Source organism: Variovorax sp. P4_D9, assembly GCF_056401695.1.
Genome location: NZ_JBFUIU010000007.1, coordinates 18,836 through 41,713 on the forward strand (window position 1 = coordinate 18,836; position 22,878 = coordinate 41,713).

At 66.8% G+C, this 22,878-nt stretch carries 22 protein-coding genes; 13 read left to right on the top strand and 9 right to left on the bottom strand.

Annotation, left to right across the window (positions count from 1 at the left end; all coding sequences use genetic code 11):
- Nucleotides 1–16 precede the first annotated feature (16 nt).
- On the top strand, nucleotides 17–1,120 hold the full coding sequence (gene hemE / locus AC1DY5_RS01670; RefSeq protein WP_478107756.1) for a uroporphyrinogen decarboxylase: 1,104 nt from the start codon (nucleotides 17–19) through the stop codon (nucleotides 1,118–1,120).
- Between the two features lie 11 nt (nucleotides 1,121–1,131).
- Here the strand turns inward: hemE and AC1DY5_RS01675 are convergent, their stop codons facing one another.
- Nucleotides 1,132–1,350 (bottom strand): hypothetical protein, encoded by a 219-nt coding sequence (locus AC1DY5_RS01675; RefSeq protein ID WP_478107757.1) that lies wholly within the window; start codon nucleotides 1,348–1,350, stop codon nucleotides 1,132–1,134.
- Nucleotides 1,351–1,490: 140 nt separating this feature from the next.
- Here AC1DY5_RS01675 and priA point away from each other — a divergent pair, with 140 nt between their 5' ends.
- Nucleotides 1,491–3,593, top strand: coding sequence for a replication restart helicase PriA (gene priA / locus AC1DY5_RS01680; protein WP_478107758.1), 2,103 nt, complete (start codon nucleotides 1,491–1,493; stop codon nucleotides 3,591–3,593).
- A gap of 14 nt (nucleotides 3,594–3,607) precedes the next feature.
- Here priA and AC1DY5_RS01685 read toward each other — a convergent pair whose 3' ends face one another.
- Nucleotides 3,608–3,814 (bottom strand): hypothetical protein, encoded by a 207-nt coding sequence (locus AC1DY5_RS01685; RefSeq protein WP_478107759.1) that lies wholly within the window; start codon nucleotides 3,812–3,814, stop codon nucleotides 3,608–3,610.
- A 203-nt stretch (nucleotides 3,815–4,017) separates the two neighbouring features.
- On the opposite strand from AC1DY5_RS01685, the gene AC1DY5_RS01690 reads away from it, so the two are divergent.
- Complete coding sequence (locus AC1DY5_RS01690) at nucleotides 4,018–4,671, top strand: hypothetical protein (RefSeq protein WP_478107760.1); 654 nt, start codon at nucleotides 4,018–4,020, stop codon at nucleotides 4,669–4,671.
- On the opposite strand, the gene AC1DY5_RS01695 is transcribed toward AC1DY5_RS01690, so the two are convergent.
- Nucleotides 4,661–5,686 (bottom strand): AEC family transporter, encoded by a 1,026-nt coding sequence (locus tag AC1DY5_RS01695; RefSeq protein WP_478107761.1) that lies wholly within the window; start codon nucleotides 5,684–5,686, stop codon nucleotides 4,661–4,663. The genes AC1DY5_RS01690 and AC1DY5_RS01695 overlap by 11 nt on opposite strands.
- Nucleotides 5,687–5,785: 99 nt before the next feature.
- On the opposite strand from AC1DY5_RS01695, the gene AC1DY5_RS01700 reads away from it, so the two are divergent.
- From AC1DY5_RS01700 to AC1DY5_RS01710, 3 genes are read left to right on the top strand one after another with little or no spacing between them, the layout of a single operon-like run.
- A complete protein-coding gene (locus tag AC1DY5_RS01700) occupies nucleotides 5,786–7,885 on the top strand; it encodes an ATP-dependent helicase (protein ID WP_478107764.1) in 2,100 nt (699 codons plus the stop codon).
- A complete protein-coding gene (locus tag AC1DY5_RS01705) occupies nucleotides 7,882–8,358 on the top strand; it encodes a hypothetical protein (protein ID WP_478107766.1) in 477 nt (158 codons plus the stop codon). The genes AC1DY5_RS01700 and AC1DY5_RS01705 overlap by 4 nt, the downstream gene beginning before the upstream one ends.
- Nucleotides 8,355–9,497: a phospholipase A gene (locus tag AC1DY5_RS01710; protein WP_478107768.1), complete on the top strand. Its 1,143-nt coding sequence runs from the start codon at nucleotides 8,355–8,357 to the stop codon at nucleotides 9,495–9,497. The genes AC1DY5_RS01705 and AC1DY5_RS01710 overlap by 4 nt, the downstream gene beginning before the upstream one ends.
- Nucleotides 9,498–9,543: 46 nt before the next feature.
- Here the strand turns inward: AC1DY5_RS01710 and AC1DY5_RS01715 are convergent, their stop codons facing one another.
- Together AC1DY5_RS01715 and AC1DY5_RS01720 are read right to left on the bottom strand one after the other, a co-directional pair.
- Complete coding sequence (locus AC1DY5_RS01715; protein WP_478107771.1) at nucleotides 9,544–11,076, bottom strand: DHA2 family efflux MFS transporter permease subunit; 1,533 nt, start codon at nucleotides 11,074–11,076, stop codon at nucleotides 9,544–9,546.
- Nucleotides 11,073–11,534 (bottom strand): MarR family winged helix-turn-helix transcriptional regulator, encoded by a 462-nt coding sequence (locus AC1DY5_RS01720; RefSeq protein WP_478107772.1) that lies wholly within the window; start codon nucleotides 11,532–11,534, stop codon nucleotides 11,073–11,075. The genes AC1DY5_RS01715 and AC1DY5_RS01720 overlap by 4 nt, the downstream gene beginning before the upstream one ends.
- 84 nt (nucleotides 11,535–11,618) lie before the next feature.
- On the opposite strand from AC1DY5_RS01720, the gene AC1DY5_RS01725 reads away from it, so the two are divergent.
- Nucleotides 11,619–12,299, top strand: coding sequence for a YceH family protein (locus AC1DY5_RS01725; protein ID WP_478107774.1), 681 nt, complete (start codon nucleotides 11,619–11,621; stop codon nucleotides 12,297–12,299).
- Between the two features lie 13 nt (nucleotides 12,300–12,312).
- Here the strand turns inward: AC1DY5_RS01725 and AC1DY5_RS01730 are convergent, their stop codons facing one another.
- From AC1DY5_RS01730 to AC1DY5_RS01740, 3 genes are read right to left on the bottom strand one after another with little or no spacing between them, the layout of a single operon-like run.
- Nucleotides 12,313–13,275 carry a Bug family tripartite tricarboxylate transporter substrate binding protein gene (locus tag AC1DY5_RS01730; RefSeq protein ID WP_478107776.1) on the bottom strand — a complete coding sequence of 321 codons (963 nt, stop codon included), beginning with the start codon at nucleotides 13,273–13,275 and terminating at the stop codon, nucleotides 12,313–12,315.
- Between the two features lie 47 nt (nucleotides 13,276–13,322).
- The gene (locus tag AC1DY5_RS01735; RefSeq protein WP_478107778.1) at nucleotides 13,323–14,207 is read right to left on the bottom strand and encodes an isocitrate lyase/PEP mutase family protein; all 885 of its coding nucleotides are present in this window, start codon (nucleotides 14,205–14,207) and stop codon (nucleotides 13,323–13,325) included.
- A gap of 36 nt (nucleotides 14,208–14,243) precedes the next feature.
- Nucleotides 14,244–15,899: a GMC family oxidoreductase gene (locus AC1DY5_RS01740; protein WP_478107780.1), complete on the bottom strand. Its 1,656-nt coding sequence runs from the start codon at nucleotides 15,897–15,899 to the stop codon at nucleotides 14,244–14,246.
- A gap of 163 nt (nucleotides 15,900–16,062) precedes the next feature.
- Between AC1DY5_RS01740 and AC1DY5_RS01745 the strand changes: the two genes are divergently transcribed.
- The 5 genes from AC1DY5_RS01745 to AC1DY5_RS01765 all read left to right on the top strand — a co-directional run bounded on the left by AC1DY5_RS01745 (nucleotide 16,063) and on the right by AC1DY5_RS01765 (nucleotide 20,294).
- Nucleotides 16,063–16,974 carry a LysR family transcriptional regulator gene (locus AC1DY5_RS01745; protein WP_478107782.1) on the top strand — a complete coding sequence of 304 codons (912 nt, stop codon included), beginning with the start codon at nucleotides 16,063–16,065 and terminating at the stop codon, nucleotides 16,972–16,974.
- A 198-nt stretch (nucleotides 16,975–17,172) separates the two neighbouring features.
- A complete protein-coding gene (locus AC1DY5_RS01750; protein ID WP_478107783.1) occupies nucleotides 17,173–17,451 on the top strand; it encodes a DUF3303 domain-containing protein in 279 nt (92 codons plus the stop codon).
- 253 nt (nucleotides 17,452–17,704) lie between these two features.
- Nucleotides 17,705–18,304, top strand: coding sequence for a TetR/AcrR family transcriptional regulator (locus AC1DY5_RS01755; protein ID WP_478107793.1), 600 nt, complete (start codon nucleotides 17,705–17,707; stop codon nucleotides 18,302–18,304).
- Nucleotides 18,305–18,460: 156 nt separating this feature from the next.
- Nucleotides 18,461–19,273 carry an oxidoreductase gene (locus AC1DY5_RS01760; RefSeq protein WP_478107785.1) on the top strand — a complete coding sequence of 271 codons (813 nt, stop codon included), beginning with the start codon at nucleotides 18,461–18,463 and terminating at the stop codon, nucleotides 19,271–19,273.
- 19 nt (nucleotides 19,274–19,292) lie between these two features.
- Nucleotides 19,293–20,294, top strand: coding sequence for an NADP-dependent oxidoreductase (locus tag AC1DY5_RS01765; protein WP_478107787.1), 1,002 nt, complete (start codon nucleotides 19,293–19,295; stop codon nucleotides 20,292–20,294).
- Nucleotides 20,295–20,333: 39 nt separating this feature from the next.
- Here AC1DY5_RS01765 and AC1DY5_RS01770 read toward each other — a convergent pair whose 3' ends face one another.
- Entirely contained in the window at nucleotides 20,334–21,551 is a 1,218-nt protein-coding gene (locus AC1DY5_RS01770) for an RtcB family protein (protein ID WP_478107789.1), read from the bottom strand.
- Between the two features lie 690 nt (nucleotides 21,552–22,241).
- On the opposite strand from AC1DY5_RS01770, the gene AC1DY5_RS01775 reads away from it, so the two are divergent.
- A partial coding sequence (locus tag AC1DY5_RS01775) for a hypothetical protein (protein ID WP_478107791.1) occupies nucleotides 22,242–22,878 on the top strand: 637 nt, incomplete at its 3' end.

Consider the following 22,878-nt stretch of genomic DNA (forward strand, 5'->3'; position numbering starts at 1 on the left):
CTGCGACAATCGGGGGATGCCTTTCGCCCCCCTGAAGAACGACACCTTTCTGCGCGCCTGCTGGCGCCAGGCCACCGATCACACCCCTGTCTGGCTGATGCGCCAGGCCGGGCGCTATCTGCCCGAGTACCTGGCGACCCGCGCCAAGGCCGGCAGTTTCATGGGACTGGCCACCAACGTCGACTTCGCGACCGAGGTCACGCTGCAGCCGCTGGAGCGCTTTCCCCTCGATGCCGCGATCCTGTTCTCCGACATCCTGACGGTGCCCGACGCGATGGGGCTGGGCCTCTCGTTTGAGGCCGGCGAAGGCCCGCGCTTCGCCCGGCCGGTGCGCGACGAGGCCGGAATCGCGGCCCTGGCGGTGCCCGACCTGAGCAAGCTGCGCTACGTCTTCGACGCCGTGGCGTCGATTCGCCGCGCGCTCGATGGCCGGGTGCCGCTCATCGGCTTCTCGGGCAGCCCCTGGACGCTGGCCTGCTACATGGTCGAGGGCGCAGGATCGAGCGACTACCGGCAGGTGAAGACGCTGCTCTACAGCCGTCCCGACCTGATGCATCGGCTGCTCGCGGTCAATGCCGATGCCGTGGCCGCCTACCTCAACGCGCAGATCGATGCCGGCGCCCAGGCCGTGATGGTGTTCGACAGCTGGGGCGGCGTGCTGGCCGACGGYGCCTTCCAGGCCTTCAGCCTGGCCTACACCCAGCGCGTGCTGTCGCAGCTGAAGCGCGACGGCGCCGATGGCCGGCCGGTGCCGCGCATCGTCTTCACCAAGGGCGGCGGCCTCTGGCTCGAGGAGATGCAGCCACTGGACTGCGAGGTGCTCGGGCTCGACTGGACCGTCAATCTCGGCCGCGCGCGCGCGCTCGTCGGCGAAGGACCGCACGGCAAGGCGCTGCAGGGCAACATCGACCCCAACGTGCTGTTTGCGCAGCCGCGACAGATCGAAGACGAAGTCGCCAAGGTGCTCCAGAGCTTCGGCCGGCCGCACACCGACCCCGGCAGCTCCGGACCGACGCACGTGTTCAACCTTGGCCACGGCATCAGCCAGTTCACGCCGCCGGAGCATGTCGCCGCGCTCGTGAATGCGGTGCATTCGCAGTCACGAATGCTACGTGATTGAGCGTTCTGTTATCAGTTGTAAGCACCGAGAACGCCTCGCGCGCGTTTGTCAAGCGCCAAAAGCGTAAGGAGGGACTGACTTATGCACAAAACGACTGCTGCGGTGCGCAAAACCTTCTGACCTTTGTCAACGCCTGCTCCTAAAGCGATAGCGAAGCTAAGTTGTTGATTCATATAGGATTTGAACTTTGCTTTTTTTGCGGGCATTCCAGCGGGAGCCTTGATTTTCAAGGGCTGGCGACGTGTCGAGCCTTGATATCAACAAAGTTATCCACAGAATCTCTGGATGGCCCGCAAAGCACTGAAAAATCAACAACTTAAGCCGTCTTGCTCAACTTCGCTTTAACAAACCCGCCTAGCGGGAAGCTGCCTTGACTTGGTGCATCGACGTCGCCGTACAGACTCCGGCGCACAGTGCACTAGGGGATGTCCTTAGCTACATGAGCCCCGCCACTGTGGCGCCGGGGGCACTGGTACGGGTGCCTTTGGGCCGTCGCGAGGTGCTGGGAGTCGCCTGGGCGGCCCGCGGCCCAAACGAAATCCCGCCGTCGGCCATGGAACTCAAGCCCTTGGCCGGCGTGCTGGACGCCTTGCCGCCCTTGGGCGAGGCTTGGCGCGACCTGGTCGCCTTCGCGGCGCGCTACTACCAGCGCTCGCTTGGAGAGATCGCGCTGGCGGCGCTGCCGCCGCAACTGCGGGACCTGAGCGCGGTCCAGTTGGCGCGACGGCTCAAGCGCCAGGGCAGCCCGGCGGCGCGCGTCGCCGGCGCGGACAGCGCGGCGCCCGCGGTGGCGCTCACCGCCGAGCAGACCGCCGCGTTGGCCCGTTTCGAGGCCGAACCCGGTCCTTTCCTGCTGTTCGGCAGCACCGGCAGCGGCAAGACCGAGGTCTATTTGCGCAGCGTGGCGGCATTGCTCGAGCGGGAGCCCGACGCGCAGGCGCTGGTGATGGTGCCGGAGATCAACCTGACACCGCAGCTCGAAGCCCGCTTCAAGGCGCGCTTCGGAGCCGATGCCGTGGTCTCGCTGCACAGCGGGATGACCCATCCGCAGCGGCTCGCGAGCTGGCTGGCGGCGCACGGCGGCGCGGCGCGCATCGTGCTCGGCACCCGGATGGCGGTGTTCGCTTCGATGCCGGCGCTGCGGCTGATCGTGGTCGATGAGGAGCACGACCCGAGCTACAAGCAGCAAGAGGGCGCGCGCTACTCGGCCCGCGACTTGGCGGTGTGGCGCGGCCGCCGCGAGGGCGCCAAGGTGATCCTCGGCTCGGCGACGCCGTCGCTCGAGAGCTGGCACCGCAGCCGGCCGGCGGAGGGCGAGGATGCCGGCGGCACCTACCTGCGGTTGGCGATGCCCTCGCGCGTGGGCGCCGGCGCGCTGCCCGCGGTCCGGCTGGTCGACATGAACCTGCAGCCGCCGAAGACCGTGCTGTCCGGCGCGCTGCTCGACGCCATCGGCCAGCGCATCGCGCGCGGCGAGCAGAGCATGGTGTTCCTGAACCGGCGCGGCTACGCGCCGGTGCTGGCGTGCGGCGACTGCGGCTGGAAAAGCGAATGTCCGCATTGCAGCGCCTACCGCGTGTTCCACAAGGTCGACCGCACCCTGCGCTGCCACCACTGCGGCTTCACCGAGCGGGTGCCGCGCGCCTGCCCGGCCTGCGGCAACCCCGACATCGCGCCGGTCGGCCGCGGCACCGAGCGTCTTGAGGAGCACCTGGGCGAGCTGTTCGCCGCGGTTCGGCGGCCCGACGGCAGCGCGGTGCGCATCGCCCGCATCGACGCCGACAGCACGCGCAAGCAGGGGGCACTCGAATCGCAGCTCGCCGCGGTGCATGCCGGCGAAGTCGACGTGCTGGTGGGCACGCAGATGATCGCCAAGGGCCACGATTTCCGGCGCATCACGCTGGTCGCGGCCGTCAACCCGGACGGCGCGCTGTTCTCGAGCGACTTCCGCGCGCCCGAGCGGCTGTTCGGCCTGCTGATGCAGTCGGCCGGCCGGGCCGGCCGCGATGCCGCCTACCTGACTGCGCAGGAAGCCACCGCCGAGATGTGGATCCAGACCTTCCATCCGCAGCACCCGCTGTTCGCGGCGCTGCGCCGGCACGACTATGCGGCCTTCGCCAAGGGGGAGCTGAAAGAGCGCGCGCCTGCAGGCATGCCGCCCTTCGCCTTCCAGGCGCTGCTGCGGGCCGACGCGYGCACGCAGGAAGCCGCGCAGGCCTTTCTCAACGCCGCCAGCGCCGCGGCCGACGCGCTAACGGGCGCCGACCGGGTCACGCGCTATCCGGCGGTCCCGCTCACGATCCAGCGGGTGGCGAACGTCGAGCGGGCGCAGATGCTGATCGAGAGCGGATCTCGCGCCGCCCTGCAGCGGCTGCTGGCGCAATGGCAGCCGCTGCTGCACGCGCTGCGCCGCCAACCCGAGGGCAAGGGCGTGATCCGATGGCTGGTCGACGTCGACCCGCAGAGCATCTGATCCCTGCGGCGGGCTCAGAGCAGGCCAACCGGCTCCTTGCCCATCTCCACGTATTGAAGGCCGGAGCGGCGACGTCGCACGGTCACGGGAAGCAGAAAGAGCAGCGGGCTCGGCAGGGCGGCCGCCAGGGCGGCACCGATTCCAAGCGAACCGACGAACCACAGCCAGCCGATGCCGGCCAGCCATGCCATCCAGAGAACTCCGCGCGTCAAAGTCGTCATGCCACTCTCCAGGTCCAGGAAGCCACTTTAGCAGCGCTTCTGAATACAGAAGCATTAGTCGAAAGCAATAGTTCACGATAACCGCATGCAAAACGGCCCGCTGTAGGAAATACTCTGCAACAACGGTTGACTCTGCGCTGGCGACTTGGACAAGCTATCGATGCGGCAGGGCTCACACCGGGCTCCTGCGAAAGGCTCATCTCGTGAAGACGTTCTCGGCGACTTTGGGGTGCCTTGCCCTCTTCGGCATGGTCGTCAGCGTGCCGGCAGCCGAGCTGGAACTCGAGGGCAACCGCCTGCTGGTGAGCGGCATGCTCGACGGCAGTGCGTTCAAGGAGTTCGAGTCGCAGCTGGCCAGCGGCCGGGTTCGCACCGTGGTGTTCGAGAACGCGTTGGGCGGCTCGCCCGAGGTTGCCGGCGACTATGCGCATGCGATCCGCGCCGCCGGCGTCAACACCGAGGCCAAGGGCCAGTGCCAGGCCGCCTGCGCCTTTGCCTTCCTGGCCGGCAAGGAACATCGCTTCGGCCGCGGCTTCCAGGTCAATGCGCTGCTGATCCCGGTCGCCAGCCGGCCGCGTCCCGGTGAACTGGCCAGCCGCTGGGCCGGCGACGACGCCCAGCGGATGCTGGCGGAATTCGGCGTCCCGGCCGGCGAGCCGGCGGCTGCAGCAGCGGTAGAGCCGGCCGCCAAGGGCCGGTGGCAGCCGAACCAGGGGGTGCTGTTCACCTCCTCGCCGACCCTGTTCGGAAAGGTCTACAACACCTTCTATTGCGACGGCACCCAGGGACGCGACCTGTCACGCTGCGAGTTGCTGTCGGACGCCGATCCGCACAAGCTGGGCGTCCTCACGCCCTGAACCACGCCGCGGCCAAGGGGAAGCTGAAGAAGGCCAGCACGGTGGTCCACAGGATGATGCGGGCGATGCGCCCGTTGTCGGCGCCGAAGCGCTCGGCCAGCATCGACACATTGCTGGCGCTGGGCAATGCCGCTGCCAGCACCATCGCCACCAGGGCAGGACGGCCGAGCGGCATGCCAAGCGCCATCGCGCCGTGCGCGAGGGCCCACACCAGCAGCGGATGCGCCACCAGCTTGATCGCGACCACCGGCAGCACGTCCGCGAGCGGCGCCTGAGCCTGCGGCGGTGGCTTGCCCGCCGCGGCGCTGCCCAGGGCCTGCGCGACTGCCGCGCTGGCGCGGTGCTCGCGCGCCAGCAGCGCCGAACGCGCCAGCACCGCGCCGATCGTGAACAGGGCCACCGGCGAGGCCGCCTCGGCCAGCATCGCGACCGTGCGATCGATCGGACCCGGCAACGTGAACTGGGTCGCCGAGGCCAGCACGCCGAGCAGGATCGACCAGGGCATCGGGTTCTGGAGGATGCCGCGCAGCGCCTGCCGCAAGGCCTTGGCGGCGCCATGCCCGTCGGCGCCATCGAGCCGCGACAGCGCGATGCACAGCGACGAGGTGACGACCATGTCGAAGGCCATGGTGATGATCGTGGTCGATGCCGCCTGGGCGCCGAGGATGGCCACCAGTAGCGGCACGCCCATGAAGCCGGTGTTCGGAAAGGCTGCCACCAGCGCGCCGAAGGCCGCATCGTTCCAGCCGATGCGCTCGTTGCGGCTCGAGGCGACCGTGGCACCGACCACAATCAGCGCGCTGAGGCACCAGACCAGCGCGACACCGCCGTTCAACAGTTGGACGATCGGCGCTTTCGCGCCGAAACGGAACAGCATGCAGGGCAGCGCGAAATAAAGAACGAAGGCGTTCAGCCCAGGAATCGCCGCCAGCGGCAGCACGCCGCCGCGCGCCGCCGCATAGCCTGCGGCTATCAAAGCGAAGAAGGGGACGGTAACGACGAAGATCTGCAGCACGCAGCGATTGTGCTTGGCGCCCTAGCACATTCCGGCGACCCGGCGCGCGCGGTGCCCCCCGTATCATTGGCCGTTTGCGCCTTCCGCTCCCGCACCTCCATGTCTTCCGGTCTCAATCTCGCGCAACAAGAAGCCGTCAACTACATGCACGGCCCCAGTCTGGTCCTCGCCGGCGCCGGCTCGGGCAAGACGCGCGTGATCACGCACAAGATCGCGCGCCTGATCCAGGCCGGCCTCGAACCCAAGCGGATCGCGGCCATCACCTTCACCAACAAGGCGGCCTCCGAGATGCGCGAGCGCGCCAAGGGGCTGATCGGCCGCGATGCCAGGCACGTGGTGGTCTGCACCTTCCACGCGCTGGGCGTGCGCATGATGCGCGAGGACGGCGCAGTGCTGGGGCTGAAGCCGGCCTTCAGCATCCTCGACAGCGACGACGTGACGAAGATCCTCAAGGATGCCGGCGGCACCACCGATGCCGCCACCGCACGGATCTGGCAGTGGACCATCAGCAAGTGGAAGAACATGGGCCTCAACGCGGCCCAGGCCGAAACTCAGGCAGCCGACGACAACGAGCGCATCACGGCCCGCATCATGGCGCGCTACGAGGAGCGGCTGGCGGCCTACCAGAGCGTCGACTTCGACGACCTGATCGGCATGCCGCTGAAGCTGCTGCAGCAGCACGACGAGGTGCGCGCCAAATGGCAGGCGGCGCTCGGCCACGTCCTGGTCGACGAGTATCAGGACACCAACGCCACCCAGTACGAAGTGCTCAAGGCGCTGGTCGGCGAGCGCGGCCGCTTCACCGCGGTGGGTGACGACGACCAGTCGATCTACGGCTGGCGCGGCGCCACGCTCGACAACCTCAAGAAGCTGCCGGTCGACTACCCGAACCTCAAGGTCATCAAGCTCGAGCAGAATTACCGCAGCACCAGCGCGATCCTGCGGGCCGCCAACAACGTGATCGGCCCAAACCCGAAGCTGTTCCCGAAGACGCTGTTCAGCGAACTCGGCGAGGGCGATCCGGTGCGCATCGTCGACGCCGACAGCGAAGCCCACGAGGCCGAGCGCACGGTGGCCCGGATCCAGAGCCTGCGCGCCGGCGACGCCACCGCGCAGGGCCCGCAGTACAAGGAGTTTCGCGACTTCGCGATCCTCTATCGCGCCAACCACCAGGCGCGGGTGTTCGAGCAGGCGCTGCGCAAGGCGCAGATTCCGTACAAGGTCTCGGGCGGCCAGAGCTTCTTCGACCGCGCCGAGATCAAGGATTTGTGCGGCTGGTTCCGCCTGTGGGTCAACAACGACGACGACCCGGCCTTCCTGCGCGCCGTGACCACGCCAAAGCGCGGCATCGGCCACGCCACGCTGGCCGCGCTCGGCACCTTCGCGAGCCAGTACAAGCTGAGCCTGTTCGAAGCCCTCTTCAGCCCCTCGCTGCCGAGCGTGATGCCCAAGCGCGCCCAGGAGGGCCTGCACGAGTTCGGCCGCTACATCAACGACCTCGAATACCGCGCCCGCCGCACCATGGGCGCCGAGGATGCGCGCGCCTTTCTGGCCGAATGGCTCAAGGAGATCGACTACGAGAAACACCTCTACGACGGCGAAGACAGCGAGCAGGCCGCCGCCAGCCGCTGGACCAACGTGATGGAGTTCTGCGACTGGATGTCGCAGCGCTGCGGCGGCACAATCGACGACGCCTCGGGCGCCACGGTCGAGAGCGAGCGCAAGAGCCTGCTCGAAGTGGCGCAGACGATCTCGCTGCTGTCGACCATCAGCGAGCGCGAGCAGGACCAGAACGTGGTCACGCTGTCGACGCTGCACGCCTCCAAGGGCCTCGAGTGGCCGCACGTGATGCTGGTCGGTGTGACCGAGGGCCTGCTGCCCTTCAAGCTCGACGACGACGGCGGTCGGCAGGAGAAGATCAGCGACGACACGCTGGTGCGGCTGCAAGAGGAACGCCGGCTGATGTACGTGGGGATCACGCGGGCCCAGCGCAGCCTGGCCGTGAGCTGGACCAAGCGGCGCAAGAAGGGCCGCGAGATGGTCGCCGCGCAGCCGAGCCGATTCATCGCCGAGATGGCGCTCGACAAGAAGACCGCCAAGGAAGATCCGCGCGAAAAGCTCAAGGCGCTGCGCGCCGAGTTCGCGCGCAAGGTGCAGGACAACGCGGCCGCCGCCGCCGCGGCCGCCTCGGCGCCATGAAGTGGCTGCGGACGGCCGGGCTGGCTGCCGGTTTGATTGCAGCGGCCGCCGCCGCGCAAGACGCCCCCAACGGCCCGTCGGCGCCCAGCGCCACGGCCTGCCCCGCCAGCGCATCGGAGGTGCCGCTCGCGGCGCTGTTTGGCACCTGGGAAGCGCGCATCGACGACCGGAAAGGCGTCGCAAAAGTCAAGCTCGACCAACATCCCGACTATGCCGGTGTGCGCGGCACAATTACCCGAGGCGGAGACGGCGCGCCCGCTACCGTCTCCCAACTGGCGGGTGATATCGACGACGACGGCATGCTGAGTCTCGACGAATCGCTGGACGGCCGCGCCATCAGCGGCGTCTGGCTGGGCGCGCTGCAACCGGCGTCGTGCGGCCGGGAGTTCAAGGGCATCTGGCGCGATGCCGCGAGCGACAGCAGCCATCCCTTCGTACTGAACAAGACCGGCAATTCGGCAACCGATCGATGAATCAACGCATTTGTTTTTTCACCGCTCTCTTCGCCGGAATCGGGGCCACCGCGGTGCAAGCCCAGGCGGTGGACAAGCCGCCCAGCCCCCTGGCCGAATCTCAACTGACCTGGCAGCAGTGCCAGCGCCTCGCGGGCAGCGACAACAACGAAGCGCGGCTGGCCTGCTTCGATCGCTGGGCCCAGCAGCAGACCCTGCCGGCCGCGGCGGTGCCGCCGGCGCCACCGGTGCTGGCTGAGACGCAACCGCCCGTGGACGAAACGGTGCCGGCCACGCGCGTGATCACTCTCACCACCGAGGACGGCTGCCGCGACCGCCAGTACTCGCCGCTGTCGCGCTTCTGGGAACTCGAGGCCGGCAGCAACTGCGGCACGCTCGGCTTCCGCGGCTACCGGCCGCTCAGCGTCGGTGTCGGCGTGGCAGCCAGGGATCCCGAAACCCCGACGTCGCCGGCGCCCAACCACACCGGCGTCGACCGGCCCTACCAAGCCCAGGACATGCGCATCGGCCTGTCGCTGCGCACCAAGCTCGCGCAGGGCCTGCTCACCGGGGACGACCCGAGCAAGAAGGACGGCCTCTGGTTCGCCTACTCGCAGGCCTCGACCTGGCAGGTGTTCAACGGTGAACTCTCGCGGCCCTTCCGCACCACCGACCACGAGCCCGAGCTGATCTACAGCTACCCGACCGACTTCAAGCTCGGCGGCGGCTGGCGCATGCGCTACGCCGGCCTGGGCCTGGTGCATCAGTCGAACGGCCAGGACCTGCCATATTCGCGCAGCTGGAACCGGGTCTACCTGATGGGCGGCGCCGAGCTCGGCGACAAGTTCGTCATCACCGGCCGGGTCTGGAGTCGAATCTCCGAGAACTCCGCGGACGACGACAACCCCGACATCACCAAGTACCTGGGCCACGGCGAGGTGCGCGGCGCCTGGCAGATCGACCGCCTGAACCAGGTCGGCATGGCGGTCCGTGGCGGCAAGGGCTCGGTCCGGCTCGAGTGGCTCAAGGCAATCGGCGACCCGGTCAAGAGCAACCTGCGCTTCCAGGCCCAGCTCTTCTATGGCTATGGCGACACGCTGGTCGACTACAACCGCAAGCGCACGGTGTTCAACGTCGGGCTGGCGCTGGTCGACTTCTGAATGAGTGGCCCCCACGCGCCTCACTGCGTGAGTCGTCGCCACGCCTCTAGTGCGGCACCTCGACCGCTGCTGCGGCGGCGGCCCGCCGCGGGCTGCGGATCAGCAGCAGCAAGGGGATCGCGGCCAGCGTGACCGCCATCATGATGCCGAAGTCGTCGAGGTAGCCGATCAGCACGCCCTGGCGCGTGACCTCGCTGTTCAACAGCGCCAGGCCGGTCGAACTGGCCGGGTTCATCGACTGCGGCAGGACCGAGAGTGCGTAGTTGCCCGGTGACACGGTGGCCGCCAGCGTCGCGTGGGCCTTGCCCGAGCTCTCGGTCAGGAGCGCCTGCACGATCGAGATGCCGACACTGCTGCCGATGTTGCGCAACAGGCTGAAGATCGGCGTGCCCTGGTTGCGCAGCCGCGGCGCCAGCGTCGCGAAGGCCGCGGTCGACAACGGCACGAAGGTGAAGCCGATGCCCAGGCCCTGGATGAAGCCCGAGACGATGATCGGCGCGCTGTCCACCTCGAGCGTCAGGCGCGTCATCTGCCAGAGCGAGAAGGCGGTCAGTCCGAAGCCGAGCGCCATGATGGCGCGGACATCGACCCGCTGCACCAGCCGGCCGACCACGATCATCGCGATCATAGTGCCGATGCCGCGCGGCGCCGTCACGGCGCCGGTGTAGACCACCGGATAGCCCATCAGCCCCTGCAGGAAGCTCGGCAGCAGCGCCATCGTGCCGTAGAGGATCATGCCGACGATGAAGGCGAACAGCAACCCGGTGACGAAGTTACGGTCCTTGAGCAGGTCGCGGTTGAAGAACGACACGCCCTGCACGGTCCAGGTGTGGACCACGAAGAAGGCGAATGCGATCAGCGCCGCCGCAGCTTCCAGCTTGATCTCCCACGAGTCGAACCAGTCGAGCTGCTCGCCGCGGTCGAGGAACATCTGCAGCATGCCGATCGCGATGCTCAGCGTGACGAAGCCGAAGATGTCGAGCCGCTCGCCCTGCGGCCGGCTTTCGGGCAGGAAGCGCATGATGCCCCAGAGCGCGAAGACGCCGACCGGCAGGTTGATGAAGAAGACCCAGCGCCAGTCGAAGTTCTCGGTCAGCCAGCCGCCCAGCAGCGGGCCGAGGATCGGGCCGATCATGATGCCGGCGCCCCAGATCGCCATCGCCTGGCCGACATTCTCGCGCGGGTTGATGTCCAGCAGCACTGCCTGCGACAGCGGCACCAGCGCGGCGCCGAAAACACCCTGCAGCAGGCGGGCGGCGACGATCTCGACCAGCGAGTTCGCGAGGCCGCACAGCGCCGAGGCGATCGTGAAGCCGATCACCGAGACCATGAACACGCGGCGCCGTCCCCAGTGTCCGCAGAGCCAGCCGGTGAGCGGCAGCGCGATCGCCGAGGCCACGATGTAGGAGGTCAGCACCCAGGTGATCTGGTCCTGCGAGGCCTGCAGGCTGCCCTGCATGTGTGGCAGGGCGACGTTCGCGATGGTCGTGTCCAGCGCCTGCATGATGGTCGCGAGCATGATCGAAACGGTGATCAGCCCGCGATGGGCGACGCCGGCATGCGGTGCCGCTGTGTTCATCGCGACTCCGCGGGCGCGAGCGACATCAGGCCCTCGCGGGCCTTGCCGAGCAGAGCCACCAGCTGGGCCCGCTCGGCCGCCGTGAGCCGCGCGAGCGCGCGGGCCTGCAGGCCGTCGCTGAGGCTGAGGGCGGCATCGAGCGCCTGCTCCGCGCTCGGCGCCAGGTGGACCCGGCGGACGCGGCGATCGCTCGGGCTGTCCTGCCGATGGATCCAGCCCGCCGCCTCGAGCCGGTCGCACAGGCCGCCCACCGCCATGGCACTCAATTCGAGCCGCTGCGCCAGTTCGACCTGCGACATCGGCGCCTCGTCGCCGTGCATCGCCAGCGCACCCAGCAGCCGGCACTGCGCGCGGCTGAGCCCGATGCGCTCGCGTGCCAGGCGATCGAACTGCTCGCCGTAGAGCTTGGCGACATCGTTGACCAGGAAGCCGAAGCGCTGGCTGAAGTCTCTTTTCATAATTGGGTTGATTATAAATATGCTTAGTAAATCGCGTGGCGGCGACCTCTTCGCGGTGGGGGCGTCCGAGACGACAATCCCGCCATGACATCCTCCCTGCCCACCCTGTCGCTGCTCGAAACCCGTGTACTCGGCGTGCTTGCCGAGAAGCAGCGCACCGTGCCCGACAGCTATCCGCTGACGCTCAATGCGCTGGTCGCGGGCTGCAACCAGAAGACCAGCCGCAACCCGATCCTCGAAGTGACGGATGCCGATGCGCAGGCGGCGCTCGACAGCCTCAAGGGCTACAGCCTGGTGTCGGAGACCAGCGGCGGGCGGACCTTCCGCTACGCCCACAACATCGACGGCGTGCTGCGCATCCCCTCGCAATCGATCATCCTGCTGACCGTGCTGATGCTGCGCGGCCCGCAGACCGCGGGCGAACTGCGCATCGCCTGCGACCGGATGCACAACTTCGCCGACATCTCGGCGGTGGAGGGATTTCTGGACGAGATGGCGGAACGGCCGGCGGGTGCGCTGGTCGTCAAGCTCGCGCGGCTGCCCGGTGCGCGCGAGAGCCGCTGGGCGCATTTGCTGAGTGGAGCGCCGGCGGAGGATGCGGGCGGTGGTGCCTTTGCAGGGCCGGCGGCGGGCGCGGACGTGTCGCTGGGCGAAGTCGCGGCGCTGAAGGCCAATGTTGCGCGGCTGGAGGCCGAGGTCGCGGGACTGAAGGGCCTGGTGGCGCGGATTTGTTCCGAATTGGGGATCGAGGCCGAAGGCCGCTGAGTTCCCGCCGATCTCACTCCAGCTTGATGCCCGCCTTGGCAATCACGTCGCGGGACCTCTGGTTGTCCGCCTTCACCATCGCGGCGAAGGACGCGCGGCTTTCCGCCTTGGGCTCCTGGCCCTGCGCCAGGATCGCGGCCTTCACGTCGGCGCGCTGCAGCACCTTGTTGATCTCGGCGTTGAGCTTGTCGGCCGTGGCTGGGGGAATGGCGGAGGGCGCGAAAACGCCGTACCACTCGACCATGTTGAAGTTCGGATAGCCCAGCTCCGAGAGCGCCGGCACATCGGGCAGTGCGGCGCTGCGCTTGACCGAGGTGACGGCCAGAGCGCGCACCTTGCCACCTTGCAGCAGAGGCAGCGCCGAGGCCACGGAGGTGCCGGCCAGGTCGACATGGCCGCCCATCAGGTCGGCGATGGCAGGTGAGGACCCCTTGTACGGCACATGCTGCATCTTGAAGCCGCTCGCGTCCTGCACCACCTCGCCGGCCACGTGCGCGACGCTCCCGGTGCCCGAGGTGGCGAAGCTCATCGGCTTGCCCTTGGCAGCCTTCAGGAAATCGGCCCAGGTCTTGTACGGCGAGGCTTCGTTGACCAGCAGCACCATGGGCGCTTCCACCGCGAGGGCGATGGGCGTCAGATCCCTGGCTGGATCGAAGCTGAGTTTCATCAACCAGGGTGCAAGGGAGACGTTGGCCGTCTGGCCGACCACGACCTCGTAGCCGTCGGCCTTGGCGCGCACGGTCTCCGCCAGGCCCAGCGTGCCGGCCGCGCCAGGACGGTTCTCGGGCACCACCGTCCAGCCGGATTCACCAAGCTTGGTGGCCAGCGTGCGGCCGATGAAATCGGTGCCCCCACCGGGCGTGGACGGGATCAGCAGGCGAATGGGCCTCGAAGGCCAGGCGGCCTCCTGCGCTGCGGACGAGAAGGCGATGGCGGCGAGGGCGAGGGCRCCGGCGAGCCTGGCAATGGTTTTCATGGCGGGTCTCCGTTTTCTTGGGGGGAAGGCGAATGCGAAGAGCGCGATCAGCCCACGTTGGTGAATTTCTGTTCGAGCGCCACGGCCTCGGGCAGGCCCACGAACTTGTTGTATTCCTCGAAGGACGTGAGCCGATCGGCGATCGCCGCCGTGCTGCAGCCCTGGGCGTAGAAGACCTGCATCATGTTCTTGACCGCCTTGTGCATGGCGAGCATCGGTTCGACCGGGCAAATGGCGAAGCCGAAACCCATGTCCTTCAGCTGCGCCAGGCTCAGCACCGGGCTCTTGCCCGAGCTCACCATGTTGAACAGCAGCGGCTTGCCGAAGTGTTTCAGGCGGCGCACCAACTCGTTCATGTGCTCCAGGCTCTCGGGTGCGTCGGCGTACAGGCCGTCTGCGCCGGCTTCGGCATAGGCGGTGAGGCGGTCGACCGCGTCCTCGATGCCATTGACCGCGATGGCATCGGTGCGGGCAACGATGAAGAAGTCCTGGTCTTGCCGGGCTTCGAGCATGGCACGCAGCTTCTGCACCATTTCGAGCTTGGGCACCAACTGCTTGCCAGCGAAATGGCCGCACTTCTTGGGCAGGGCCTGGTCTTCCAGATGCAGGCAGGAGGCGCCCGCCTCTTCCCACAGCCGCATGGTGCGCTGCACGTCCAGCATGCCGCCGTAGCCGGTGTCGGCGTCGGCGAACACCGGCAGGCTGGTCGCGCGGGCGACACGGCGGATGTGCTCGAACATCTGCGTCTGGCTGAGCGCGCCCATGTCGGGCTCGCCGGCCTCGATGCCGCAGGCGACGAAGCCGCTGACGAAGACCGCTGGCGCGCCGCATTCCTCGGCCAGCTTGGCGGTGATGGCGTCGTAGGCCCCCATGCACACAAAGGGACCGTTCTCGAACAGTGCGCGGAATTTCTGGTTGCGGGTCTTGGACATGGTGGCTCCTGGGCAGATGGAAAAGTGGGTGGACGGTCAGCGCGAGTCGGCGATGACCCACGCCGCGGCCTTTTCGGCCAGCATCAGGGTGGGACTGTTGGTGTTGCCGCTGGTGATCGCGGGCATGGCGCCGGCATCGACCACGCGCAGCCCCCGGATGAGGCCGCCGCGCCCGTCGCGCACCCGCAGTCGGGAATCAAGGACGGCCATCGGATCGCCGTCGCGGCCCATGGCCGTGGTGCCGACCGGGTGGAAGATGGTGGTGGCGATGTCGCCGGCCAGCCGCGCCAGGTCCTCGTCGGTTTCGTACTGCGGGCCGGGTTTGTATTCGACGGGCTTGTATTTCGCCAGCGCCGGCTGCGCGGCGATGCGGCGGGTCACACGCAGCGAATCGGCGGCCACCTGGCGGTCTTCGGCGGTGCTGAGGTAGTTCGGCGCGATGGCCGGCGCATCGGTGAAGCCGGCGGTCTTCAGACGGACCGTGCCGCGGCTCGTTGGGTTGAGATTGCAGACACTGGCGGTGAACGCCGGAAACGCGTGCAGGGGTTCGCCGAAGGCATTGAGCGACAACGGCTGCACGTGGTACTCGATATTGGGCCAGCGCTGCTCCTGCGAGCTGCGGGTGAAAGCTCCGAGCTGCGACGGCGCCATGCTCATGGGGCCGCTGCGGCTCAGCAGGTACTGCAAGCCGATCCTGGCCTTTCCGAAGAGTGTGGAGGCCAACACGTTCAGCGTCGGTGCGCCCTGGATCTTGTAGACGGCGCGGATCTGCAGATGGTCCTGCAGCTTGGCGCCCACACCGGGCAGGTCGGCGACCGGAGCGATGCCCAGCGCGCGTAGGCTTTCGGCCGGGCCGATGCCGGACAGTTGCAGAATCTGCGGCGAACCGATGGCGCCGGCGCACAGCAGCACCTCGCGTTCGGCCCTCACGCTGACTTTTTCGCCGCCTTTCCAGACCTCGGCGCCAGTGCATCGCTGCTCGCCGTCAACCTGCGTTTCGACATTCAGCCGCATCACCTGAGCGCCGGTCCAGAGCTGGAAGTTGGGCCTTCGGTCGCAGGCGGGCCGCAGGAAAGCCTTGGCCGTGTTCCAGCGCCAGCCGTTCTTCTGGTTGACCTGGAAATAGCCAACGCCCTCATTGCTGCCGCGGTTGAAGTCGGTGCTGTGAGGAATGCCGGCCTGCTGCGCAGCGTCGGCGAAGGCGTCGAGGATGTCCCAGCGCAGGCGCTGCTTTTCAACACGCCACTCGCCGCCGGCCCCATGCATCTCGTCGATGCCGAGGTAATGGTCCTCGTGCTTCTTGAAGTCGGGCAGCACGTTGTCCCAGCGCCAAGTGTCGTCGCCGGTGGCGGCGGCCCAGCCGTCGTAGTCGCGGGCCTGGCCGCGCATGTAGATCATGCCGTTGATGCTCGAGCTGCCTCCCAGGGTCTTGCCGCGGGGATAGCGCAGGCTGCGGCCGTTGAGGCCGGCGTCGGGCTCGGTGTTGTAGAGCCAGTCGGTGCGCGGGTTGCCGATGCAGTAGAGGTAGCCTACCGGGATGTGGATCCAGTGGTAGTCGTCTCGCGGACCCGCCTCGATGAGCAGGACTCGCTGGTTCCGGTCGGCCGACAAACGGTTCGCCATCAATGCACCGGCCGTACCGGCGCCGATGACAACGTAGTCGAAGGTCGTGCTGTTGCTGCTCTCGCTCACGGGTGCCAGTCTCCTGTGGCCATCGTTCAACGATGAACGCGGCTGCTTGTATTTGTCGGGCTGTTGTTGAAGTCTCGGTCCGGCGCAGTTTGCGCGGGCGATGCCCTGGACGCCAATCATTTCGCCAAAAGTGCTTTATAAGTTCGGCAAATATGATGGCGCCATGAACCCGTCCGCTGCCGACCTTCAGACCCTGCGTACCTTCGTGGCTGTCGCGCGCGAGGGCAGCGTTTCGCGCGCCGCCGAACGCCTGCATCGCTCGCAGCCAGCAGTCAGCCTGCAGCTCAAGCGCCTGGCCGAGATCACCGGCCTGGATCTTTTCCAGCGCAGTGCCCGCGGCCTGGTGCTGACCGCCGACGGCGCGGCGCTTCTGCCCCAGGCCGAGCGCGCCGTGGCCGCTGCAGACGATTTCGCACTGGCCGCCAACCGCCTTCAGGGTACAGTCCACGGGCAACTGCGCATCGGCACCATTCTCGATCCGCCGTTCATCCGACTCGGGAACTTCCTTCGTCAACTGGTCGAATCCGCGCCTCAGGTGGCGACCGAACTGCGGCACGGGATGAGCGGCAGCGTCCTGGGCCTGGTGCATCAGGGCGAACTCGATGTCGGCTTCTACCTGAGCCCGAGCCTGGCCGCAACCGAGGCACTCGCCCCGCCGCTGACGGCTCGCACCCTCACCCGCTTTTCCTACCGCGTCGTGGCACCCGCCGGCTGGTGGCCGCAGATCGCCGGGCGGGACTGGGAGGGCCTCGCGACGCTGCCCTGGCTCGGCACGCCGCCGGCGTCGGTGCATTCCCGGTTGCTGGGCGATGTCTTCGGCCCGCGCGGTCTGGCGCCTCGGCAGGCGGCCCTGGTCGATCAGGAATCGTCGATGCTCGATCTGATCAAGTCGGGCGTGGGCTTGAGCCTGGTGCGGGACTCCATCGCGATGCTGGAAAGCCAGACGCATGGCCTGGCGGTGGCGGATCGTGTGTCGATTGCTTGCGAGCTGCAGTTTGTTTGCTTGACGGCCCGGGCTTCCGAGCCGGTCATACAGGTCGCCTGGGAGGCGTTGGAGAGGGTCTGGCGGGCGTAGCCTTCCACCTTTTCGGTGCTCGCTTCGCTTATTGAATCGACCGCGCTCATCGAGCTAGCGCCGCCATCGGCCGGGTTGTAGGTCGGCGCGCGATCGACTATCAATGACCTGGGGTGTGACCCAACGATATCCGGCGTTGCTCGCGCGGCACTCGCTCGCATCGCATTTTCCACGGTGCCGACCGGGGGGAACAAGATCATGCTTTTCATTGGCCATTGGCGCATTCCTTCCAGCAATCGCAACGCAGTCATCGAGCGCTTCGCGAAGACGGGTGGACAGCCCCCAGCGGGGATCAAGTTGCTCGGGCGCTGGCACTCCGTGGCGAACGGCACTGGCTTCAGCATCAGCGAGGCCGACGACGCCTCCGCGATGGCGCGGTGGACTCTCGAATGGTCCGACCTGATGGAAATGGACGTGAGCCCGGCCCTGAGCGACGAGCAACTGGGCGCGGTGCTAGCCGCACTGCAACGCAAGTAGCCGGTTCACGGCCCGCTGCGGGGTGGGTCGATGAGCGGTGGTGCCGGCCCCTTGGAGCCACCCCGAGCACCCCTATCTTCAAGCTCCCGCTCGGGGTGATCGCCAATTTCTGACAAGCACGGCTGGGAGAAGATGGGGGACTGATAGGCGCCGCCCGGCACCGTGCACCTGCAATTGCATGCTCATTGCGTATGCGCAGTGCCGACCGACGGCATCGCCAATAACGTCACAGGACGTACTTTGCGAAATATGTATGATGCGCATCATGCGAAACTCGAAGCACAATGTCAGAGCAGCGGCCAAGGAAGCCTCCCACGAGCGCATCGTGTCCGTCGCTGCGCGGGCGATTCGCCGCAGCGGCTACGACGGCACCGGAGTGGCCGAAATCATGAASGAGGCTGGCCTGACCCATGGCGCCTTCTACGCCCACTTCAGGTCGCGCGAGGCCATGTTGGCAGAAGCAGCGAATCGGGCGTGTGCCGAGTCAGCCGCCGTAGCGGCGGACGTTGTTGCCAGGGTGCCCTCCGAGCAGGCTTTGGCATCCATGCTTCGCACCTATCTCTCGAGGGAGCACCTGGAGCATGTGGAGACGGGGTGCCCCCTGGCCGCGCTGGGCTCGGAGACGCCTCGCCAGGCACCCGATGTCCGCCGAGCGACCACTCGGCATGTCAAGGCAATGATCGATCTTGTCGCCCGTCAGTCGCCTGACTGGGGACAGCCCGGCGCCCACGAACGAGCACTCGTGACCGTCGCCACCATGGTCGGCACATTGCTGTTGGCTCGTGCAGTCGACGAGCCCGCGCTCTCGGACAGCCTGTGCGAGGCCGCACTGAAGCACCTGGCCCCCGCCTGAATCCACTGAGACACGCGGCCTGCTCGCTCGTCAAAAAATATGATGACCATCATTCCAAATGAACACAACGCCCTTCAAGAGCGTCCTTGTCCTTATGTTCGGCAACGCACCGCGCATGCCGACGAGCCCGAATCCACACTCTGAAGGAGAAACGTCATGCACTTGATCAACAAGGTCGCCCTCGTTACGGGGGCCTCCTCGGGCATCGGCGAAGCGACCGCGCAGCGACTTGCGAAGGCCGGCTACAAGGTATACGGCACCAGCAGACGTGGAGGCCAGGCAGGCCGACGATCGTTCGAAATGCTGGCCCTTGATGTGACCAAGGACGAGTCGGTCGAAGCTGCGGTCCAGAAGGTCATGCAGTTGGAAGGCCACATCGACCTTCTCGTCAACAACGCCGGCTTCGGGGTCGCTCCAGCCGGAGCGGAAGAAAGCTCGATCGAGCAGGCCCAGTCGATCTTCGATACGAACTTCTTCGGGATGGTCCGGATGACCCGGGCCGTCGTGCCGCATATGCGCCGCCAAGGGGGTGGGCGCATCATCAACATTGGATCCGTGCTGGGTTTCCTGCCAATGCCCTACATGGCGCTGTATTCCGCCACCAAGCATGCGGTCGCGGGCTATTCGGAATCGCTCGACCATGAACTGCGCACGATGGGCATTCGCGTCTCGGTGGTCGAGCCCGCCTACATCAATACGCCGTTCGACGCGAACTTGGTGAAACCCGATGCTTCCCTCGAGGTGTATCGCGAAATCCGAGCGGGCGTGGAGAAGCGGGTCAAGGAAGTGCTGGTGGGCGCTGATGGGCCTGACGTCGTGGCCGAAGTCGTGTTGAAGGCGGTCGAGGCGGTTGATCCGAAGATCCACTACGCCCCCGGCCTCGCCAGCCGCATGCGCCTGCTGCGCAGGTTTGCGCCTGCCAGCGTCCTCGATGCAGGGGTTCGAAAAGACCTGCGGCTCGAAGCATAGGCAGGAATAAGGAAGAACCATGAAAGCATTTGTTCTCGATCGATACGTCAAGAAAGGTGTGCTGCGATCGGCAGATATGCCGACTCCGGAATTGCGCGATGACGAGGTCTTGGTCCAGGTCCACGCCGCTGGCGTGAACCCGCTGGACTCCAAGATCAGGGATGGTGAGTTCAAGCTCATCCTGCCCTATCGCCTGCCCCTCATCCTGGGCCACGACGTGGCAGGCGTCGTGGTGAAGGCTGGACCACGCGTGCGGCAGTTCAAGCTGGGCGATGAGGTCTATGCGCGGGCGGATGACTTTCGGATCGGTGCGTTCGCTGAATTCGTCCCCATCAAGGAAGCTTCCCTGGCGCTCAAGCCCACGGGTCTCACAATGGAAGAAGCCGCTTCCATTCCTCTGGTGGCTCTGACGGCTTGGCAGGCACTGATAGCGAAGGCCGACCTGAAGAAGGGGCAGAAGGTCTTCATTCAGGCTGGCTCGGGTGGCGTAGGCACTCTTGCCATCCAACTGGCCAAGCACCTGGGCGCAACTGTTGCGACGACGACGAGCACGACCAATGTCGCGCTCGTGAAGAGCCTGGGCGCAGACATCGTCATCGATTACAAGACGCAGGACTTCGAGGATGTCTTGCGCGACTATGACGTGGTCCTGAACAGCCAGGACGGCAGGACGCTCGAAAAATCTCTCCGCGTGCTCAAGGGCGGCGGGAAGCTCATCTCCATCTCCGGACCGCCTGATCCCGAATTCGGCAAGGAAATCGGGGCCGCCGGGTTCGTGAAGCTGGTCATGCGGCTGCTGAGCTCAGGAATCAGGCGAAAGGCAAAGCGCCGCGGAGTCAGCTTTGCGTTCCTCTTCATGAAGGCGAACGGGAGCCAACTGCGCGAGATCACCCGCCTCTTCGATGCTGGCGCCATCCGCCCCGTGATGGACCGGGTCTTCCCGTTCGAATCCACCAACGAGGCCATGGCCTACGTCGAAGCAGGCCGCGCAAAAGGCAAGGTCGTCGTCAAGGTGAGATAGAGCGGGCGGGTTCGGTGTCCCGGCGGCCCGGCTTGGCGTTCAGCCCTTCACGCACACCACCTGCTTCAAGGTGTGGACGACTTCCACCAGGTCTTTCTGCGCCTCCATCACCGCATCGATGTCCTTGTACGCGGCCGGCGTTTCGTCGATCACGCCCTTGTCCTTGCGGCATTCGACGCCTTCGGTCGCCGCGCGGTGATCCGCCAGCGTGAAACGGCGCTTGGCCTCACTGCGGCTCATCACACGGCCGGCGCCGTGCGCGCAGCTGTCGAAGCTGTCCGCATTGCCCTTGCCGCGCACGATGTAGCTGCGCGCGCCCATGCTGCCGGGAATGATGCCCAGTTGCCCGGCCTTCGCGCTGACCGCGCCCTTGCGGGTGACGTAGACGTCCTCTCCGAAGTGGCGTTCCTTCTGCACGTAGTTGTGGTGGCAGTTCACCGCCTCGATGTGGCTCTGGAAGCTCTTTCGAATCACCGTCTTCGCGGCCTCGATCACGCGCTTCATCATCAGCTCGCGGTTGATGGCCGCGAACTTCTGCGCCCAGCCGACCGCGCGCACGTAGTCTCCGAAGTAGCGGCTGCCTTCTTCGAAGTAGGCCAGGTCGCGGTCGGGCAGATTCACTTGGTGGCGCATCGCGTCCTGCTTGGCCAGCTCGATGAACATCGTGCCGATGTAGTTGCCCACGCCGCGCGAGCCGGAGTGCAGCATGAACCACACGAATCCCGCTTCGTCCAGGCAGACCTCGATGAAGTGATTGCCCGTGCCCAGCGTGCCCAGGTGCTGGATGTGGTTGGTCTTCGCCAGCCTCGGGTAGTCCCGGCACAGCGCCGTGAACTCGGGCTCGAGTTGCGCCCATGCGCTATTGACCGATCCCGGCGCCTTCTGCCACGCGCCGGGATCGCGCGCGCCCGGCGAGCGGCCGTGCGGCACTGCGCGCTCGATGGCCGAGCGCAGCGGGGCCAGGTTGTCCGGAAGGTCTCCGGCCACCAGCGTGGTCTTGCAGGCGATCATGCCGCAGCCGATGTCCACGCCCACCGCCGCCGGGATGATTGCGCGGATGGTCGGGATCACCGAGCCCACGGTGGCGCCGATGCCGAAGTGCACATCGGGCATGGCCGCGATGTGCCTGAAGACGATGGGCAGGCGCGCTGCGTTCGTCAGCTGGCGCTTGGCCGCGTCTTCGACCGGCACGCCGCGCGTCCACATCTTGAGGGGCACGCCGCCGGGCACATCTTCATGGAGGTGGTTGGTTTCCATGGTGTTCTCGCATTGTTGCGCACGATGGGGTCGAGACGGTCGCACAGCGCCCGAGCGGTGAAGAGCATCAGCGCAATAAACAAAACGCCCCAGGACCCGAAACGGGCGCCTGGGGCGCTTGAATATCTGGTGGCCTGGGGCGGAATCGAACCACCGACACGCGGATTTTCAATGTTGGTTGCGGCGCTTCCAGAGAGTTCTCGGAACTTCTCAAGTTGTTGATTTTGTTGATCTATCTGTCAACTTCAGGGCTTGGCACATTCCCGCCTCTTCTTTGCAATTTTGTAGTTTTCTCGGCTGGATTACACAGGATCTACACCGGCGCCCGCATTTTGGACCTGGCGCCCTGCGGAGGAGGTGGGCGGCGCCCGGTGCCGAACTAGCTACGATCGGCCGGGCAGCCGCCCGCGGGGTGGACCTACCTCACAACATCGACGGCGTCGCGGGCCGCGGGCCGCGGTGAAGTCTGACTCAGATTCAGTCAGGCAGCCAATCCTCGTCAACTGGAGGGCGGCGGCGAACTTCCGCAGCCGTTCTGTGCCGTTGGGCCTCAAGCGTATCGCCTGTTCCTGACCGCTGTGGGCCGCATATCTCCCCAAAACTGGGGACATCTTTCGGCACCCCCTCTAGGGTTCGCCCGATCGAGAGCCAGCGGGAACACTCCCGGCCATGGCGTCAATCTCCACGGGCATGAAGCCCGCCCCCCCAAAGAAGAGCACCAAGCCCGCAGTCTCACCCGAGGCCGCGGGCTTTTCCGCGCGCACCACCGACTGGGAAGCGATCGAGCTGGACTACCGCGCCGGCATCAAGACCCTGCGCCAGATCGCCGAAGAGCACCGCCTTACCGAAGGCGCCATCCGCAAGCGCGCCAAGCGCGACGACTGGACCCGCGACCTCTCCGAACGCATCCAGGCCAAGGCCGAAGCGCTGGTACGCAAGGACGCGGTACGCAACGAGGTACGCATCGGTACCAGCATTTCCGAGAAGCAGATCATCGACGCCGGAGCGCAGGCACTCGTCACTGTCCGCCTGGCGCATCGCAAGGACATCCACCGCAGTCGCACGATCCTCATGCGGCTCTTGGACGAGCTTGAACTGCAGGTTGGCCCCGAGAACGCCGCCCTGCTGGAAGAGCTCGGCGAGCGCCTGCGCCGGCCCGGCGGCAACGGCCAGGACAAGCTCAACGACCTCTATCAGAGGATCATCAGCCTCCCCGGCCGCGCCAAGACCATGAAGGACATGGGTGAGACGCTGCGCGTGCTCGTGGGCCTTGAGCGTCAGGCATTCGGCCTGGACGGCGCCGAGAACGATCCCGATGCGCCAGGCG